This is a genomic window from Pseudomonas sp. MYb2 (assembly GCF_002979955.1).
GTDB lineage: Bacteria > Pseudomonadota > Gammaproteobacteria > Pseudomonadales > Pseudomonadaceae > Aquipseudomonas.
The window spans coordinates 47,584-66,305 of sequence record NZ_PCQC01000012.1 but is presented as its reverse complement, the minus strand read 5'-3'; the positions used below and the strand labels follow the sequence as shown (position 1 = coordinate 66,305).

17 protein-coding genes are annotated in these 18,722 nt (G+C 60.7%); 6 read left to right on the top strand and 11 right to left on the bottom strand.

What is annotated here, in order from left to right; translation table 11 throughout:
• Positions 1-178: 178 nt before the first annotated feature.
• Both CQ009_RS19705 and yedA read right to left on the bottom strand, forming a co-directional pair.
• The gene (locus tag CQ009_RS19705) at positions 179-1,516 is read right to left on the bottom strand and encodes a DEAD/DEAH box helicase (RefSeq protein ID WP_064392309.1); all 1,338 of its coding nucleotides are present in this window, start codon (positions 1,514-1,516) and stop codon (positions 179-181) included.
• Between the two features lie 52 nt (positions 1,517-1,568).
• Positions 1,569-2,504: a drug/metabolite exporter YedA gene (gene yedA / locus CQ009_RS19700; RefSeq protein ID WP_064392307.1), complete on the bottom strand. Its 936-nt coding sequence runs from the start codon at positions 2,502-2,504 to the stop codon at positions 1,569-1,571.
• Between the two features lie 163 nt (positions 2,505-2,667).
• Between yedA and CQ009_RS19695 the strand changes: the two genes are divergently transcribed.
• Entirely contained in the window at positions 2,668-3,120 is a 453-nt protein-coding gene (locus CQ009_RS19695; RefSeq protein ID WP_064392305.1) for an Lrp/AsnC family transcriptional regulator, read from the top strand.
• Positions 3,121-3,253: 133 nt separating this feature from the next.
• Here the strand turns inward: CQ009_RS19695 and CQ009_RS19685 are convergent, their stop codons facing one another.
• From CQ009_RS19685 to CQ009_RS19675, 3 genes are all read right to left on the bottom strand, one after another.
• Positions 3,254-3,859, bottom strand: coding sequence for a PolC-type DNA polymerase III (locus CQ009_RS19685; protein ID WP_053124223.1), 606 nt, complete (start codon positions 3,857-3,859; stop codon positions 3,254-3,256).
• 35 nt (positions 3,860-3,894) lie between these two features.
• Positions 3,895-4,374 (bottom strand): NYN domain-containing protein, encoded by a 480-nt coding sequence (locus tag CQ009_RS19680; protein ID WP_007949802.1) that lies wholly within the window; start codon positions 4,372-4,374, stop codon positions 3,895-3,897.
• Between the two features lie 199 nt (positions 4,375-4,573).
• Positions 4,574-5,320 (bottom strand): DUF2076 domain-containing protein, encoded by a 747-nt coding sequence (locus CQ009_RS19675; RefSeq protein WP_105708299.1) that lies wholly within the window; start codon positions 5,318-5,320, stop codon positions 4,574-4,576.
• Positions 5,321-5,499: 179 nt separating this feature from the next.
• Here CQ009_RS19675 and CQ009_RS19670 point away from each other — a divergent pair, with 179 nt between their 5' ends.
• Positions 5,500-6,174 carry a YciC family protein gene (locus CQ009_RS19670; protein WP_064392302.1) on the top strand — a complete coding sequence of 225 codons (675 nt, stop codon included), beginning with the start codon at positions 5,500-5,502 and terminating at the stop codon, positions 6,172-6,174.
• Between the two features lie 75 nt (positions 6,175-6,249).
• Positions 6,250-7,329 (top strand): endonuclease/exonuclease/phosphatase family protein, encoded by a 1,080-nt coding sequence (locus tag CQ009_RS19665; RefSeq protein WP_064392300.1) that lies wholly within the window; start codon positions 6,250-6,252, stop codon positions 7,327-7,329.
• A gap of 98 nt (positions 7,330-7,427) precedes the next feature.
• Here the strand turns inward: CQ009_RS19665 and CQ009_RS19660 are convergent, their stop codons facing one another.
• From CQ009_RS19660 to CQ009_RS19640, 4 genes are all read right to left on the bottom strand, one after another.
• The gene (locus CQ009_RS19660) at positions 7,428-8,264 is read right to left on the bottom strand and encodes an ABC transporter ATP-binding protein (RefSeq protein WP_105708296.1); all 837 of its coding nucleotides are present in this window, start codon (positions 8,262-8,264) and stop codon (positions 7,428-7,430) included.
• Complete coding sequence (locus CQ009_RS19655; protein WP_105708294.1) at positions 8,252-9,055, bottom strand: ABC transporter permease; 804 nt, start codon at positions 9,053-9,055, stop codon at positions 8,252-8,254. Before CQ009_RS19655 ends, CQ009_RS19660 begins: the two co-directional genes overlap by 13 nt.
• A gap of 9 nt (positions 9,056-9,064) precedes the next feature.
• Positions 9,065-10,051 (bottom strand): ABC transporter substrate-binding protein, encoded by a 987-nt coding sequence (locus CQ009_RS19650; RefSeq protein ID WP_105708292.1) that lies wholly within the window; start codon positions 10,049-10,051, stop codon positions 9,065-9,067.
• 517 nt (positions 10,052-10,568) lie between these two features.
• Positions 10,569-12,059, bottom strand: coding sequence for an aldehyde dehydrogenase (locus CQ009_RS19640; protein WP_105708290.1), 1,491 nt, complete (start codon positions 12,057-12,059; stop codon positions 10,569-10,571).
• Between the two features lie 221 nt (positions 12,060-12,280).
• Here CQ009_RS19640 and CQ009_RS19635 point away from each other — a divergent pair, with 221 nt between their 5' ends.
• The gene (locus CQ009_RS19635; RefSeq protein ID WP_105708288.1) at positions 12,281-13,195 is read left to right on the top strand and encodes a LysR family transcriptional regulator; all 915 of its coding nucleotides are present in this window, start codon (positions 12,281-12,283) and stop codon (positions 13,193-13,195) included.
• 112 nt (positions 13,196-13,307) lie between these two features.
• Here CQ009_RS19635 and hrpB read toward each other — a convergent pair whose 3' ends face one another.
• Entirely contained in the window at positions 13,308-15,827 is a 2,520-nt protein-coding gene (gene hrpB, locus CQ009_RS19630) for an ATP-dependent helicase HrpB (RefSeq protein WP_105708286.1), read from the bottom strand.
• A gap of 110 nt (positions 15,828-15,937) precedes the next feature.
• Between hrpB and CQ009_RS19625 the strand changes: the two genes are divergently transcribed.
• Both CQ009_RS19625 and CQ009_RS19620 read left to right on the top strand, forming a co-directional pair.
• A complete protein-coding gene (locus CQ009_RS19625; protein WP_007909665.1) occupies positions 15,938-16,357 on the top strand; it encodes a hypothetical protein in 420 nt (139 codons plus the stop codon).
• Positions 16,358-16,369: 12 nt separating this feature from the next.
• On the top strand, positions 16,370-17,266 hold the full coding sequence (locus CQ009_RS19620; protein ID WP_064392286.1) for a cation diffusion facilitator family transporter: 897 nt from the start codon (positions 16,370-16,372) through the stop codon (positions 17,264-17,266).
• On the opposite strand, the gene CQ009_RS19615 is transcribed toward CQ009_RS19620, so the two are convergent.
• Complete coding sequence (locus tag CQ009_RS19615; protein WP_105708284.1) at positions 17,260-18,324, bottom strand: DUF6515 family protein; 1,065 nt, start codon at positions 18,322-18,324, stop codon at positions 17,260-17,262. The two genes, CQ009_RS19620 and CQ009_RS19615, sit on opposite strands and share 7 nt — an antisense overlap.
• Positions 18,325-18,722: the final 398 nt, after the last annotated feature.

Here is an 18,722-nt window from a genome sequence, read left to right as displayed (position 1 = left end):
TGGATTCGGCCAGCCGACCGAGGTATCTGCTGTCATCCATCGACCTGAAAGACCGAGTCGATTATGGATTCACAGCCGTAGGATCAGGTCGGCGTACTTCGCAAGCATCCCCCAATCAGTCCCCTCTCCCCCCGGGAGAGGGATAGGCGGGCGGCGTTCCGATGAGGGGCTTTTGACTTTAAGGCTTACGCTTGCGAGGTCCAGTATTGAACACCGGCACCTTGCGCACAGGCTTGACCGAAGGCTCCGGCGCCTGCGTCTCGCCGCTGTCGACCCACTTGCCCAGATTACGCTTGCCGCCACCGCCCGAAGCTTTCGGCTTCTTCGGTTTCTTCGGCTTCTTGATCACCTGACCGCTGGCATCGGTATCCGGCACACGGTGCTCAGGCTCGAAATCCGGCTCGTTCTCACGCTTCAAGGTCTGGCGCGTCAGCATCTCGATCGCCGACAACATGTTCACTTCATCCGCACACACCAGCGAAATCGCTTCACCGGTCGCGCCCGCACGACCGGTACGACCGATGCGGTGGATGTAGTCTTCCGCCACGATCGGCAGATCGAAGTTGATCACCAGCGGCAGATCTTCGATATCCAGACCTCGCGCCGCCACGTCAGTCGCGACCAGAATCTGCACTTCACTGAGCTTGAAACGATCCAGCGCCCGTTGACGGGTCGCTTGCGGCTTGTCGCCGTGGATACCGTCGGCATTCACACCGAGGCCCTGGAGTTTTTCCACCAGCGCATCCACACCGTTACGGGTCTTGGCGAACACCAGCACCTGCTTCCATTTGTTCTTGCGCATCAGGTGCACGAACAGTTCGGCCTTGCGCTTTTTGTCTACCGTCACGATCCACTGCTTGACCGTGTTGGCGGCGACGTTGCGCGGGCTGACTTCGACGGTCAGCGGATCGTCGAGCATCTGCCCGGCGAGCAGGCGGATGTCATCGGAGAAAGTCGCGGAGAACAGCAGCGTCTGACGTTTCTTCGGCAGTGCGCGGTAGATGTTCGCCAGCTCTTCGGAGAAGCCCAGATCGAGCATGCGATCGGCTTCGTCGAGCACCAGGGTTTGCAGCTGATTGAATTTCAGCGCCTTCTGGCGGAACAGGTCGAGCAGACGCCCCGGCGTTGCCACCAGCAGATCAACACCGCCGCGCAGCTTCATCATTTGCGGGTTGATGCTGACACCGCCGTACACCGCATAAGTGCGCAGCGGCAGGTTTTCGGCATATTGGCGCACGGCTTCGTGAACCTGTTCGGCCAGTTCACGGGTCGGCACCAGAATCAATGCGCGCACCGAGTTGGCGGCGACTTTCGGCCCTTCCATGGCCAGCAACTGCAGCAGCGGCAGGGCGAAACCGGCGGTCTTGCCGGTGCCGGTCTGAGCGGCTGCCATCAGGTCACGACCGGCCAGCACGGCCGGAATGGCTTGCGCCTGAACCGGCGTCGGGGTCTGGTAGCCGAGCTTCTCGAGGGAGCGCAGCAAGGGTTCGATCAGGCCAAGGGTGGCGAAAGTCATGGAGGTACCGTAGGAAAAAATAACGCAGGCATGCAATGCCGCGCAGTTTACCCTAATTCGTACGCGTTTCTGTGGGAACGGCTGTCGGCGCCACGACTGGCGGCTGTGCTGGCCGGCGCCACTGCGGCAAGCCTATCAGCACCACGGCGCTGATGATCACCAGCATCGCCAGCGCCTCTTCGATTCCGATGGTCTCGCCAACAAACACGATCCCCAGCAATACCGCCACCGCCGGGTTGACGTAGGCATAACTGGTCGCCGCCGCTGGACGTACGTGCTTGAGCAGGTACATGTAGGAATTGAAGGCGATGATCGAGCCGAAGAAAATCAGGTACGCCAGCGCCAGCCAGCCTTCCATCGGCGGCACGGCTTGCAGGCGTTCGCCACTGACGGCGCTGCCAATCAGCAACACCACACCGCCGACCAACATCTCAACCGCACTGGCCATAGCGCCCTGCGGCAACGGCAAATGTCTGCTCCACACCGAGCCGAACGCCCAGGTCGCCGCCGCGAAAATCAGCAATGCCGCGCCCAGCGGACTCGATTGCAGGTTGGAGCCCATGTTGAGCATGGCGATGCCGATGATCCCCAGTGCCACACCGGCCCATTCCAGGCGCGTGTTACGTGCGCCCCAAAAATAACCGAACAGCAAAGTAAACAGCGGCACCGTCGCCACCGCCAATGCCGCCACGCCTGAAGCCACGCCGGTGTGTTCAGCCACACTCACTGCGCCATTACCGAAACTGAGCAGCAGAATCCCGATGATCCCCGCCGCTTTCCACTGCGCCCAGGTCGGCGCCGGTGCCCCGCGCCAGCGCAGGAAGGCGTACATCAACGTGCCGGCGATCACGAAACGCACACCGCCGAGCATCAGCGGCGGCCAGTATTCAATGCCAATGCGGATCACCAGATAGGTCGATCCCCAAATCACGTACAACGCAAAAAACGCGGCGATCAGCGGCAAGGAAAAACGGCGCAAGGCAGGCATGGGCAACTCGAACGTCTGGGTCTGGGGATTGATTATTCTAGAAAGGCGCACGGACAAAAATAAGTTACAAAACCTGTTTATAGCGCCGTTACACTTCTGAAAACACGGAGATCGACGGATTAAACCGAGATTTCGAAAGTCCGGCATTTTCAGGAGTCCGAGCATGGACAAATACGACCGCATGCTGCTCAGCGCCCTGCTCGAAAACGGCCGTGCGTCCTACGCCGACCTCGCGCGCAAAGTTAACCTCTCCGCCCCCGCCGTCGCCGAGCGGGTGGCCAAGCTTGAGGCATCCGGGGTGATCACCGGGTATGAGGCGAAAATCGACCTGTCGAAAATCGGTCTGCCGATCCAGTGCGTGATTGAGCTGAGGCTGCACCAGAACGGTAGTCAAAAGGTGTATGACGAACTGGTGAAAATCCCGCAACTGACGGAGTGCTTTCGGGTCACGGGCGATCCGTGCGTAATGATGAAAGCCGCGGTGGGATCGATGACGGAGCTGGAGGAGTTGATCAATCGCGTGGCGAAATTCGGCTTCAGCAAGACCTCGATCGTGCTGTCGAGCGCCGTCGAAAGGCGCGTGCCGCTCGGCCACATCGAAAGTAACGGCAAATAGTTCGGATCAACACAGATCCAATGTAGGAGTGAGCCTGCTCGCGATGGCGGCGCATCAGTCGAAACAAATGTTGACTGACACACCGTCATCGCGAGCAGGCTCACTCCTACAGGGTTCTGTGTTGGGCTGGGGATCAGCGATAGCGCTGCAGGTGCTCGCTGACTTTCGCGGCAGGGACTTTCTGCAATTTGCACAGCAGGTCGTGTGACAGCTCACGCACGCCATGCTTGCCGCGCAACTCTTCCGCCAGATGCGCCATCAGGTTGGCCGCCATCTCGGCATCGGCCATGGCCCGGTGAGCCTGGCCGGTGTGTGGCAGGCGCGCAAACGTGGTCAGCGTACCCAGTTTGTGATTCGGTGCCGCCGGCATCAGCCGCCGCGCCAGCAGCAACGAACAGGCAAAGTTCTGCAACCGCGTACGCTTGATCCGCCCCAGTTCAAAGTCCCAGAACTTCTGGTCGAACGAGGCGTTGTGCGCGACCAGCGGCGTGCAGCCGACAAACTCGTTGACCTCGTTCATCACCTGCTCGGCCGGCGGCGCGGTGCGCAGCATGGCGTTGCTGATGCCGGTCAGTTGTTCGATAAAAGCGGGGACGCGCACACCCGCGTTCATCAGGCTCTGGTAACGCTCGACGATACGGCCGTTTTCCAGCATGACCACGGCGATTTCCGTGGCGCGACAGCTGCTGTTCGGCGACAGGCCAGTGGTTTCAAAGTCGATGACTGCAATGCGTTCCAAACCGGTTTCAACTCCGTACAAATCAATGGTTCAGCTTAGTTTTTCAGCAGCAGCGCGCCTTCGATCGGCACGTAACGGCTGGCAGCGCGGATCAGCGAATTGGCGGTCAAGCCGGGCACGCCGTAGGCGACTGCCTGGACGCCGTGCTTGCTGATGATGCGTTCGAGCAGCATGTCGAAATCACCGTCACCCGAGGCCAGGACGATTTCGTCGACGTGGTCGGCGGCGTCCATGATGTCGAGGGTGATGCCCACGTCCCAGTCGCCCTTGGCCGAGCCGTCGCTACGCTGGATGTAAGGCTTGAGCTTCACGGTGAAGCCGAGGTTGCGCAAAATCTGCTGGAACTGCTGCTGTTTGCTGTCGCCCCGGTCGATCGCGTAGGCGTAGGCCTCGACGATCTGTCCGTCCTTGCTGATGTCGGCCCACAGCGCGGCATAGTTGAAATGACAACCATAGGCCTGACGCACGGTGTAGTAGAGGTTCTGCACGTCGGCGAACACTGCGATTTTTTTCACCGGAGTTCCTGTGGGCGCGCAAGCGCACGAAGCGGGATCGGGCGCCAGGCCCGAAAAAGGCGCTCAGTATGCCAGCCAAGAGGAAGGTTCAGCGAATAATCACCGGCAGACGCCGAGGTGCTACTGACGAGTGGTGAATGTGGTGAGGGGATTTACCCCCTCACCACAGGTTTGGTGTCAAACCTGAGAAATGCAGGGGTCAGACGAAGGAATCGTCGTCATCGAAGAACGATGAGTTGTCGTCGCTGCTGTAATCAGTGTCGGTGAATCCGCCCTGATCGTTGCCAGCCATGCGCTGATCATCGCCCCAGCCATTGTTGCTCTGGTCGGCAACCTGCGCCGGTTCTTCCTTGATCACTTCAACGATTTCTTCCGGTTGCTGATTGTGATGAAACAGGCTGCTGATGCCTTGCGCCAACATCACACCACCGGCCACACCGGCGGCGGTTTTCAGGGCACCGCCGAGGAAGCTGCTGCCGGCCGCCGGGGCCGCTGGTTGCGCGTAGCCAGATGGTGGGGCGCCGAAATTCTGTTGCGGCGCGGGAGCAGCGAAGTTCTGCTGCGGAGCCGGTTCGCGCCAGCCGCCCGTGGACGACGGCGCGGCACTCTGGGTCGGCGCCGAACGCGGGCTGCCACCAAAGATGCTCGACAGGAAACCGCCACCACCACTCGGCGCCGGTGCGGCACTCTGGGCCTTGGCCGATTGCAGTTCAGCCTGCAAACGCTGGACTTGCTGGGTCATCTGCTTGTTCTGTTCGTCGAGGCTCTTGAGCGCTGCCTCTTGCACCAGAATCGCCTGGGTCATGAAATAACCTGCCGCCGGTTGGCGTGTCAGGTGTTCCTTGATCCGCGTCTCGGCCTGGGCGTCACGCGGGGCTGCCTCCGTTTCGGCCTGTTGCAGCCGGGAAAACAGTCCATCGATCAGGGTTTGCTCTTCGCTGTTCATGGCGACCTCGTAGATTGCCGGGGGAAAACATTGCCCTCGTCCACGGTGGACAAGGTGCTCTCCTGTAATGGAGACGGTGACAGGATGTTTCAACGACCTTTACCGAATGTTTACGTTTGTGCCGGCGCCGGCGTCATCGGTTAAAGTGAGCCACTGTTTTCAACCTGCGATACCGACTGATGAATGCCTTCGAAGTGCTGCGCGACTCCCTGTATTTTTTCAAACGCCATTTGGTCAGCATCGTGCAGTTGTGCCTGCCGCTGGTGATCTTCGAAGCGTTTTTGCTGCAACTGGTCGATCACAACACCGACCCGGACAGTTTTTCCTCAGTCAGCGTGGTCGTCGGCCTGCTGGTTTATCCGTTGTACACCGCCGCACTGATCCTCTTTCTCGACGCCCGCACACGTGGCGAATCCCCCCGCACCCTTGACCTGCTGGCAATGTCTGCACGCCTGTGGCCGCGTTTCGCCCTGCTCACGGCACTTAACACTTTGCTGATTCTGCTCGGTCTGTCGCTGTATTTCCTGCCGGGCCTGATGCTGATGGTAATGCTCGCGTTCGGTGAATATCTGCTGGTGCTGCGCGGCCTCGGACCGTTGCAGGCGATGAAGGAAAGCCTGCGCCTGACCCGTGGGCACTTCTGGCGGATCCTGCTGTGCATTCTGTGTGTGATGACGCCGTTGTGGCTGCTCAAGGGCGCGACGCTGGCGGTGTACCCCGAGCCGCAGAACCCGGTGCTCGCCGTGCTGATCGACAGCGCCCACAGCTTCCTGCAACTGTTCACCAGCGTGGTGTTGTTCCGTTTGTTCATGCTCATCAGCGAATCGCCTGACAAACGTGACGGAGCGGTCTGACAGCGCTGCACTTGGGCTTGGCGACTGCCCTCAGGTATGCTCGGGGCCACTTTCTGTAACGCTATAAGCCGAGCCATGACCCGTCTACTGCGCTACACCCTGTTGTTTGTTGTGCTCGCCATCACCCTGATCGGCGGGCTGATCTTCAGCCTGACCTGGCGCCCCGAACCTCGCGAAACCCTGCCGGTCAGCTGCACCGGAACGCCCCCGACGCTGGTGCCGGGGCAGGCGCTGAAAGTCATGACCTGGAACGTGCAGTTTCTTGCTGGCAAGCGCTACGTGTTCTGGAATGACCTGGCCAAGGGCGATGATGAAGCGCCGACGCTGGAAGACATGGCCTTCAGCCTTGACGAAGTGACGCGGGTGATCCGCGATGAGCAGCCCGATGTGGTGCTGTTGCAGGAACTGGATGACGGCGCCAAGGCCAGCGATTATCAGGATCAGCTCAAACTGCTGCAGGAAAGGGTTGCCGACCTGTATCCGTGCAGCGTCAGCGCTTTTGACTGGAAGGCTGACTTCGTTCCTGATCGGCATATCTTCGGCAGCGTCGGCCGGCAACTGGCGACGCTCAGCCGCTACCGCATCGAACACGCCGAACGCCTGCAATTGCCGGTGGCCTCGGCGAACTTCATCAGCCGTCAGTTTCAGCCCAAAGATGCCTTGCTCGCGACCAAGCTGCCGCTCAGCGATGGCGGACAATTGACCGTGTTCAACACGCATCTGGAACGCGCCAGCCAAGCGGACAGCACCTTGCAGGCGCAAGTGAGCGCCGTGGCCAAGGTCCTCGACAAATATGAAAGCCAGGGCCTGCCATGGCTGATCGGCGGTGACTTCAATCTGTTGCCGCTCGGGCAATACCGCCGCTTGCCGGTCGAACGGCGTACGCCCTACTCCACCGACAGCGAACTGCATCTGCTGTGGGACAAATACCCGATGATCCCGACCAACAACGAGGCCGGCGGGATTGATCGTGCGCAGTGGCTGACACACTACCCCAACGACCCCGGCCTGAATGGCCCGGATCGCACGGTGGACTACCTGTTCTACAGCCCGAAAATCAAACGGGTCGAAGCGACGGTGCGCCAGGACGATACCTTGCGCATTTCCGACCACCTACCGGTCATCGCCCGCTTCCTCCTCCCCGCCACTCCATAACCAACACATTCCCGTGTAGGAGCTGCCGCAGGCTGCGATCTTTTGATCTTCAAGAACAACATCAAAAGATCGCAGCCTGCGGCAGCTCCTACAGCGGATCAATGGACTTCTTCGAGGTCGTCATGCAGCAGGCCGAAGATCTGCCGTTTCATGTCGATAAACGAGCGCTCCATGACCATGTCCAGTGAGCGTGGACGTTCGATCGGCACGTCGAGAATCTGCTTGATGCGCCCCGGTTTCGCGCCCATCACATAGACCCGATCCCCCAGCAGAATCGCTTCGTCGATGTCATGGGTCACGAACAACACGGTCTTCTTGCTGTTGCCCCAGACCCGCAGCAACAACTGCTGCATCTGCAATCGCGTCTGGCTGTCCAGCGCGCCGAATGGTTCGTCCATCAGCAGAATCTGCGGATCATTGGCCAGTGCACGAGCAATCGCCACACGCTGCATCATCCCGCCCGACAGCTGTTTGGCGTAGTTGTCGGCGAACCCGGCAAGGCCGACTTCGTTGACGTAGTAATCGACAATCTCCTTGCGCCGCGCCGCCGGCACGCCACGACGCTTCAATCCGAACTCAACGTTCTGCCGCACCGTCAGCCACGGGAACAGCGTGTAGCTCTGAAAGACCATGCCGCGATCCGCGCCGGGGCCTTGCACTTGCTGGCCGCCGACATGGATCTCTCCAGAGGTCGGCTCCGCCAGCCCAGCGGTCAGGTACAGCAGACTCGACTTACCACAACCCGATGGCCCGACCAGCACCGCAAACTGCTGATCCGGCACCTCGAACGAGACCTCTTCCAGCGCGGTAAACGTGCCGCCGTCAGGCTTCTTGTAACGCAGGCTGACCTTGTCCACCTGCAAGCGCGGCGCGGCTTGCGCCGGGGTCGCGACAGGTTCGATGAAACGATGATTGGCAGCAGTCACTGAGCCCATGCGGCAACCCTCAGGCGGAGAAAACGGAACAGTTGATCGGTGACCAGACCGAGCAGGCCGATGATCGCGATGGCGAGGAAAATCACATCCACCTGAAAGCCGCGCATGGCTTTCAGGCTCAGGTAACCCAATCCGCTGGAAGCGGCGACCAGTTCAGCCACCACCAGATACGTCCAGGCCCAGCCCATGGTCACCCGCAGCGTGTCGAGCACACCCGGCACCGAGGCCGGCGCAATCACATGCAGCACCGCATCGCGACGGCTGGAACCCAAGGTGTAAGAGGCGTTGATCAAATCCTTGGAAATGCCCTTCGACACGTCGGCGATCATCACCAGTTGCTGGAAGAACACGCCGAAGATAATCACTGAAACCCGCTGCTCCAGACCAATGCCGATCCACAGGATGAACAGCGGCACGAACGAGGTCACCGGCAGATAACGAATGAAATTCACCAGCGGCTCAAGGAACGCCTGGACGATGCGGAAGCTGCCCATCAGTAACCCCAACGGCACCGCCACCAGCGACGACACGATGAAGCCGACCATCACCACTTCGACACTGGCCCAGACATGTGTGCCGAGCGTGCCGTCGCGGCTCAGGCGCACGGCGGCTTCAACCACCGCGCCCGGTGTCGGCAAAAACATTCCCGGCACGATGCCGCCGTAAGACAAGCCAGCCCACAGACCGACCAACAACACCCAGGCCAGCGCGCTGGCGCTCCACACCACTGGCACCGGCAACGCGGTTTTCGGCGTGAGGCTGCGGCTCAGCCACGAATTGCGCTTGAACATTGCAACCTCCTAGAGCGGACTGACGAAACGGTTGTCGACCAGTTCGTCGTTGCTGACGTTGTAAGGTTTGCCCTGCAATTCGCTGGCAGTTTCGTTGGCCAGTTTGATCAACGCTGCGCTGTCACCCGGTTTGCCCGGTGAGCCCAACAGCTTCTCGCTCATGGCCTGATCGTAGAAACGCACGCCCTGTGCGGCGGCGGCCAGCTCCTTCGGATCGGAGAGGTAACCGCCGACGCCTTTGGCCATGATTTTGTACGCGTCTTCCGGGTGATCCTTGGTGTATTGCACGGCTTTGTACAAACCGGCGACCAGCGCCTTGACGTCTTCCGGTTGCTTCTCGATCACGCTGCAATTGAGCGCGACCACGTCGACGATCACCCCGGGGGTGCTGCTGCTGTCGATCAGCACTTTGCCTTGTTGCTTGTCGCGAACCATCGACAGGTGCGGCTCCCAGGTCACCGCCGCGGGCACGCGACCGGCGATGAACGCGGTGGCGGCATCGTCAGCGGTCATGTTCTGCACGGTGATGTCGCTCATGCTCATGCCGTTTTTCTTCAGCAGGTACGAGAGCCAGAACTGTGAAGTCGAGCCTTCGTTGACCGCGACGGATTTGCCCTTGAGCTCTTGCAGGCTCTTCACGTCCTTGCCGACCAGCACGCCGTCGCCGCCATGGCTGTCATCCAGCGCCGCGACCGCTTTGAAGCAGAACTGCGGACGATATTTGAGCACCTCATCGATGGTCGACGCCGAGCCGGACAATTGCCCCGAAGCCTGCGCGGCCATGTACATCGACGCTTCTTCGACCACCGGCAATTCGACGGTCAACCCGTTTTCCTTGAAGTAGCCCAGATCCTGAGCCAGATAGAGCGTGCCGTAACCGACCCACGTGGTGTGGCCGATGGACAGGGTGCCGGCCTGGGCGCTGGTCGCGACCGTGGCGGCCAGAGCGGTAATTGCCAAAGGGTGAGTGAGACGAATACACAAGGATTTGATCATGGAGCACTCCCGACGCTGTTGATTTAGTTTTGTCATGGGCAGTACGGTCGCCGGCCGTTGTGCAGTTGCTGCCGTTGGTCTCTCGCGGACGCTTGGGCGGACAACATTCGGCTGGCGGGCAAGATCGATGGTGGCCCATGTGCGCGGCGAGGAAAATCAGGAAATTGTTGGCTGCAAATGATGAAAAAACTGGGTAGTGCGCACTGCTTCAGGGCGGGGATTGCGGGGGTGCGCGAGGTGAGTGCAGATTGGGGGTTTTCGGCGAGTGGAAGAATCTCATCGCTGGCAAGCCAGCTCCCACAGGAATCTCAGTTGTACCCCGGTTTTTGTGAACACCGCTGAAAACTGTAGGAGTGAGCCTGCTCGCGATGGCGTCAGGTCAGTCCATATCTCGGCTGCATGACACACCGCTATCGCGAGCAGGCTCACTCCTACAAGGGTCTAGGGTGTGGCTGGATTTCATGCATACCGCTGAACCTGCGGGAGCTGGCTTGCCAGCGAAGGGGGCGACTCGGTCTCAGCGCAGCTGGAACCAGGTGGTTTTCAACTGGGTGTATTTATCGAACGAGTGCAGCGACAGATCCCGACCAAACCCCGATTGCTTGCCACCACCAAACGGCACCGTCACATCCAGCGCATCCACCGTGTTGACCGACACCGTACCCGCGCGCAACCGACGTGCCACGCGGTGTGCGCGGTTGAGGTCATCGGTCCACAACGACGCCGCCAAGCCATACACACTGTCATTGGCCAGTCGCACCGCTTCTTCCTCGCTGTCGAACGGCATCACCGCCAACACCGGGCCAAACACCTCTTCACGAAACAGCGGCATGTCGGCAGTTACACCGGTAAAAATCGTCGGCTCAATAAAATTGTCCGACCCGTTAAATCGCCGCTGCTGCCCGCCGCACACCCGCGTCGCGCCCGACTGCTCGGCACTGCGAATAAAACCCATGATGCCCGCCGTCTGCTTGCTATCGACAATCGCCCCGGCACTGCTCTGCGGATCCAGCGGATCCCCCGGCAACCAACGTTCGGCCTGCGCTTTCAGCCGTTCGACAAACTCATCATGAATGGAACGCTCCACCAACAATCGCGAATTGGCCGAGCAGACTTCACCCTGATTGAAGAAGATCCCGAACGCCGCTTTTTCCGCCGCCAGATCCAGATCCTGACAATCGGCGAACACCAGATTGGCGCTCTTGCCGCCGCACTCCAGCCAGACCTGTTTTAGGTTGGATTGCGCGGAGTACTGCATGAAATATTTCCCGACCTGGGTCGAGCCGGTGAACACCAGACAATCGACATCCGCGTGTAAACCCAGCGCCTTGCCAGTCTGCTCGCCAAGCCCCGGCAACACGTTCAGCACACCGGCCGGCAGCCCTGCTTCCAGCGCCAACTCGGCCAGACGCAATGCCGAAAACGGCGACTGCTCAGCCGGTTTTAAAATCACCGAATTGCCCGCCGCCAGCGCCGGCGCGAGCTTCCACGCAGCCATGTCCAACGGGAAATTCCACGGCACCACGGCTGCCACCACTCCGAGCGCTTCGCGGGTAATGGTCGCCAACACATTCGGCGCACTGGGTGCCAGCTGATCGTAGAGTTTGTCGATGGCTTCGGCGTACCAGCGGAACACTCCGGCAGCGCCCGGCACGTCGATGTTGTAAGCATCCATCACCGGTTTGCCCATGTTCAGCGAATCGAGCAGCGCCAGCTCTTCACGATGGCTCATCAGCAAATCAGCCAGACGCAGCAGCACTTGCTTGCGCTCGGCCGGGGAGCGTTGCGACCAGATACCGGACTCGAACACCTGACGCGCATTGCGCACTGCCGCGTCCACATCCTCTTCGCCACACGCCGCGACATTGGCCAGGCATTGCCCGGTCGCCGGGTTGATCGCGGCAAAAGTCTGCCCCGATACCGCGGTGCAATGCTTGCCGTCGATCACGGCTTGATCGGGAAACTTCAATGCAACGGCGCGGCGCTGCCACTCTGCAAGCTCGAACACGACGGATGCTCCTGAGACGTTATTGTCAATCGATGGTCGCTCAGGCCCGCACGGGCTAAAAATAGTAAAAATGTCTTCGCAGGCAATAAAAACACTGGGCAAGGACTTCCCCCAAATACTGCGCAGGTGGCTATGGTTGAAGGATAAAAACATCGTCGCGCAACGGACGTGGCGGCGCACAAATTGCTTTGAAGTCGAGTCCGCTCGTCCTGAGGTTTGCCGTGGCCGCCTACAATTTGCGTCAGTTGAAATACTTCATCACCACCGTCGAATGCGGCAGCGTTGCCGAAGCCTCGCGCAAGCTGTACATCGCGCAACCAGCGATTTCCACGGCGATCAAAGGCCTGGAGGACAGCTTCGGCGTGCAACTGCTGATCCGTCATCACGCCCAGGGTGTGTCGCTGACCCCAAGCGGTGCGCGGTTTTTTCGCAAGGCTCAAGAGCTGCTGCGCATGGCCAAGGAGTTTGAGCAGAACGCGTTGGCCGACAACGACGTGGTCGCCGGACAGATCGATATTGGTTGTTTCGAAACGGTCGCGCCGTTGTACCTGCCGCAATTGATCGCCGGGTTCTCGGCGCTGTATCCGGGGGTGAAAATCCGCATCCGCGACGGTGAACAGCAAGAGCTGGTGCAAGGGCTGACGTCGGGCACGTTTGATCTGGTCATCCTCTATGAACACGAACTCGACGCCACGATTCAGACCGAACCGCTGATGCCGGCGCAACGGCCATATGCGCTGTTGCCGGCGGATCATCGTTTTGCCCAGTACAAGCAGGTTTCGCTAAGGGATCTGTGCCTGGATCCGATGATCCTGCTCGATGTGCAGCCGAGCCGGACTTACTTCGTCAGCCTGTTTGAAGAGCTCGGGCTGACCCCACGCATCGAGTTCAGCTCGCCGTCGATCGAGATGGTGCGCGGGATGGTCGGCCAGGGTTTCGGCTTCTCGATTCTGGTAACCAGACCGCATTCGGAATGCACTTACGACGGCAAGAAAGTCGTCTGTGTGGACATCGTCGAGGACGTCACCGGTTCAGGCCTGGTGGCGGCGTGGCTCAAGCGCGGGCAGTTGACCAAACCGGCGCAGTTGTTCGCTGATTATTGCCGCGAGCAACTGACGGCCAAGTCGCACCCTTGACAGCAAAAGATCGCAGCCTTCGGCAGCTCCTACAGTAGATCGATGTCGCAGCATTATTTTGTGGCCGACTCCAATCCTGTAGGAGCTGCCGAAGGCTGCGATCTCTTGATCTTCAGGTCCCGCGCGGCTTGGCCCGTGCGGTCGCCTCGGCCACCAGCGGATCATCCGGCCAGTAATGCTTCGGATACCGCCCCTTCAAATCCTTCTTCACCTCGGCATAGGTGCTACGCCAGAAGTTCGCCAGATCCTGCGTCACCTGCACCGGCCGCCGCGCTGGCGACAGCAGATGCAACTTGACCACCTGGCGCCCGCCGGCGATTCGCGGTGTATCGGCCAGCCCGAACAGTTCCTGCAAACGCACCGCAAGGATCGGCGGAGACTCGCTGTAATCCAGACGAATCGACGACCCAGACGGTACGCTCAGATGATGCGGCGCCAGCTCATCGAGCTTCTGCGGCAATGGCCATGGCAGCAAATTGCGCACGATGCTCGACAGATCGAGATTGGCAAAATGGCTGAGTCGCGAGACTTTACCCAGATAGGGCATCAGCCAGTCTTCGAGAGTGTTCAGCAACGTTGCATCGCTGACATCTGGCCACGGACTGTCGTCCTGATTGTTCAATTCCAACTGACGCAACAACGCCACCCGCGCTTGCCACTGACGCAGCTCCGGCGTCCACGGCAACAGCTCCAGACCCTTGCGCCGCACCAGATTGACCAGCGCCTGACTGCGCGCATTTTCATCAAGACCGGTCAACGGCTCGCGGCTGAGAATCAGCTCGCCAACCTTGCGTTGCCGCTCGGCACGCAGCACGCCTTCGCGTTCGTCCCAGTCAAGTTGATCGACGTTGCGCACCTGTTCGGTGAGCACTGAATCGAACAGCGCCGGATCGAAATCCGCCGCCAGATAAATCCGCTCTTCGCGCTGGCCCTGACGGCTGCCGAGGTCGGCGATGACAATCCACGGCTCTTTCATCAGGCTGTCGGCTTCGGCGAACAGCGCCGCACGACCGTTGGCCAGGCGATATTCCGCGCCACCGGCTCGCCGCTGTTGCGCAACGCGATCGGGATACGCCAGCGCCAGCAAGGCGCCGAGCCAGCGCGGATGATCAGGATCGCTGACCGGTGCGCTGGCCTTGCCGCGCAGATAACTGCGATATTGCCGGGCGAGTTGCTTAGCCCGTTGTACGCCGCCCTGCGCACCTCGGGCGGCACGCTCTTCGCCGGATAGCAGCAGCAATCGACTGTGCAAATCCGCCCCGGCGCCACGCAAGATATCGCGCTCACCAAGCAATGCGGCGACGTCGCAGGCCATGTTGGCCAAACCCAACGCCTGTCCGCGCAACAACAAATGACCGATGCGCGGATGCGCCGGCAACTCAGCCATGGCCTGACCGTGGGAAGTCAGCGCGTCACCTTCCAGCGCACCGAGCCGTTGCAGCAAATCCTGCGCCTGTGCATAAGCCGCCGCTGGCGGAACGTCGAGCCAGACCAGTTCGCCCGGCGTCACGCCCCAACGGCCCAGTTGCAACGCCAGACTGGCGAGATCCGCCGAAAGAATTTCCGCACTGCCATAAGCAGCGAGTTGTTCGTGCTGATCCTGCGACCACAAGCGATAACAAACACCCGGTTCCAGACGCCCCGCACGACCCGCACGCTGCGTGGCGCTGGCCTTGGAAATCCGCTGGGTATCAAGGCGCGTCATGCCGCTACCGGGATCGAAACGCGGCACCCGCGCCAGCCCGGTGTCGATCACCACGCGCACGCCGTTGATGGTCAGACTGGTCTCGGCGATGTTGGTCGCCAGCACCACTTTGCGCTGACCGGCCGGCGCCGGATCGATCGCCGCGCGTTGCGCATTAAGGTCGAGTTCACCGTGCAACGGGCACAGCAACACGTCGCTGCGCTCACCCATGGCGTCGACAAGTTGTTGATGCACGCGACGGATTTCCGCCTGCCCCGGCAGAAACACCAACAGGCTGCCGGTTTCATCGTGCACCGCTTCGAGCACGGTTTGCGTAACACGCTGATCAATATATTCGCCGGGCTGAAACGGCCGCCCCCAGCGCATCGTCACCGGATACATGCGGCCTTCGCTGCGCAGGATCGGCGCGTCATCCAGCAACCCGGCGAGGCGCTCGCCTTCGAGCGTGGCCGACATCAGCAAAATCTTCAGCGGTTGTTCAGCTCGAAACAGCTCCCGACCGTTCAGACTCAAGGCCAGCGCCAGATCGGCATCAAGACTGCGCTCGTGGAATTCGTCGAAGATCAGCAAACCCACGCCTTCCAGCGCCGGGTCATCCTGCAAGCGCCGGGTGAGAATGCCTTCGGTGACCACTTCGATGCGCGTGTTGGGGCCAACCTTGCTGTCGAGGCGAATGCGATAACCGACGGTTTCACCGACCTTCTCACCCAGCTCGCTGGCCAGCCGTTCCGCGGCTGCACGCGCGGCGAGACGGCGCGGCTCGAGCATCAGAATGGTCTGCCCGGCCAGCCACGCTTCATTGAGTAGGGCCAACGGCACGCGGGTGGTTTTACCGGCGCCGGGCGGTGCTTCGAGCACGGCTTCATGGCGAGTCGCCAAGGCTTCACGCAGGGCGGGTAAAACTTCATCGATTGGCAAAGAATTCATGCTGGCTCCAAAACAGAGGCCCGAGTATAACGGCGAACTGGCGGGCGTTCGTCAGGGTCTTAACTTCACACGACGACGCTTCGTTCTTAGATCAATCAGGAGATTTTCCCATGCGCTTACCTTTTCGCCTGATCGGCGGTGTACTGGTCGCCACCCTGCTCACGCAAATCACCGCGTGCGGTTCGATTTTCTACCCGGACCGGCGTGGTCAGATCGACGGCAAGATCGACCCGGCGATTGCCGTGCTCGACGCCGTGGGCCTGCTGTTCTACGTCATTCCCGGCCTGATCGCGTTTGCCGTCGACTTTGCCACCGGCGCGATCTATTTCGAACCGGGCCACACCGCGCAGATTGACCCGGCCAAGCTCAAGCAAGCCATTGGCCCGGACGGTCAGGTCGATAATCACAAGCTGCAGGCTATTCTCGAAAGCGAGTTGGGCCGAGATTTCCCACTGGATGATCCGCGCCTGATTCAACACAAGGGCAGCACTCAACAACTGGCGATGTTCGGCCTGCAACCCGCCGCTTAAAAAGGACGTTCAATGACATCCAGCCCCGAACACGCTCGCCTGCTGCGGCTGGCGACCCGCGCCTCGGTGGCGGTCGCCTGCACGCTGATCGTCGCCAAAGCCATCGCCTGGTGGCTCAGCGGTTCGGTGAGCATGCTCGCCGGCCTCACCGACTCGGCGCTGGATGGCGTCACCTCGATGCTCAATCTGCTCGCGGTGCATTACGCGCTGCGCCCGGCCGATGACGATCACCGTTATGGTCACGGCAAAGCGGAATCCCTGGCGGGCATGGCGCAGGCGCTGTTCATTGGTGGCAGTGCGCTGTTGATCGCGTTTCAGGCGTACGAGCGACTGCACGATCCGCAACCACTTGGGGCGCCGTGGCTGAGCATCGGTGTGATCGTGTTTTCGCTGTTGCTGACGGCGGCGTTGCTAGTGTTGCAGCATCGGGTGATCAAGCAGACCGGCTCCAACGCCGTGCGCGCGGATTCGCTGCACTATCGCTCGGACATGTTGCTCAACGGCAGCATTCTGATTGCGCTGATTTTGGCCGGGTTTGGTTTTGAGCAACTGGACGCCTGGTTCGGTCTGGGGATTGCCGCGTACATTCTGTGGAGTGCAATCCAGATCGCCCGGGAAAGTTTTTCGGTGTTGATGGATGAAGAACTGCCGGCGGATGTCAGTCAGCACATGCTCGAATTGGCCTGCAGCGTGCCGGGGGTGTTGGGCGCGCATGACTTGCGCACGCGGATCTCCGGCAACCACTGGTTCGTGCAGTTGCACCTGGAATTGCCGGGGGAATTGACCCTGTCAGTGGCCCATGGCATCAGCGATCAAGCCGCCGATGCCATCCACAAAGCCTACCCGCGCGCCGAAGTGCTGGTGCACGCCGACCCGCAGGAAGTGGTGCTGGCCGCTCGGGCTCAGTAACTGACCTGATAACCGCGACTGCTCAGGCAATTGCCCTGAGCCTGGCGGTACGCCTGAACCACTTCGGGCGCTGGTTGATAGGTCGCGGTGCGCGGGTCGAAACCGCTTTGCTGCACCGCGTACTGGTAGCACTGGTAACCATCCTGCTGCACCTGTTCCGGCGACTGGCCGTTGGCCGGGTACGCTTCAACGTCATAGCCTTGAGACTGCGGTTGCGGCTGCTGCTGAACCGGCGGTTCGACCACGATGTAATCCTGCGTCGCTTCCTGATAGGCATAGTAGGAACCGGCGGCGAGGAACAGCAGCGAACCTCCGATCCACACTTCACGGGCGTAGTCCGGCAGATACTGAATGCGAATCCCGCGCGGCGGCTGCACGACGATGTAGCGTGGGCCTTGCGGGCGATACCAGTAGCCGCCGGAGAAGAAGTAATCCTGACCGCGATATGGCACGCGATAGTCGCGATCCGGGAAGCGGTCGATCACATGCCCCGGCCGATATTGCGGGCCGGGGCCCCAGCCATTGCCGTGCCCGTCCGGGCGTCCCGGCCAGCGATTGTCGTTGGGTCGGTTGTTGGTCTGCCAATGCTGATTGTTGTAGCCGTTCTGCGGACGCTCGTCGCGGTAGTAACCCTGACGCGGCTCCTGAGTCTGGCGTACGGCGTCGGGCCGAGGCTGGATCGGCAGGCTGTTGGCCGGCATTTGCGGCGGCGGTGGCGGCTGCCGCACCGGGTTGGGGTTGTAGGCCGGCCGGTTCTGATCGTGGTTTTGCCACTGGCCATTGTTGTTGCCGTTGTGCTCGAACTGACGACTGTTGTCGCCTCGAATGATCTCGTTGCTCTGTGGGCGCGGCTGATTCTGTTGCGGCGAATTCTGCGATGGATTGTTCTGCGGACGCGGCTGATTGTTACCGCCATGGCCCTGATTGCCGCCCTGAGGGCCCTGCCCGTGGCCACCGCCATCCGGCCCACGATTCTGCGGCTCGTCAGCAAGCGTTTGCGCACTGACACTCACACACAGCAAACCAACACCGGCCAGACGCCAAATGCGCGACTTCATGCTTTTTCTCACTGCGGGGCCTGTAAATGTAAGAGGGCTTGTCACTAAGACCGGCAATACACACACCGGGTTCTGCAACAGGTTATCAGTCGCGCAACTTATTTATTGAGCGCCGCCACATGAAATCGCAGGCAAGAAAAAAGGGAGACCCGTCGGCCTCCCTTTAGAGAACTTCGTCCTGGCTCGACGCTTTTGACGTCGGCTCACCTCACGCCGTCTTCTGGACAGTGTGCAGCTCGGGGGCCGGCACAACCCCGGTGGGGGTGGCGGCCGCGGCAGGCCGAATAGGGCGGGCCGCGTGGACTGTGTTACCGAGCAGTGATTCTGGTGATAAGAATAGGCCTGAGGCCGCGACAGATGATTGCGAAGATTGCTGAAATAAACTCTACTTGCGCAAT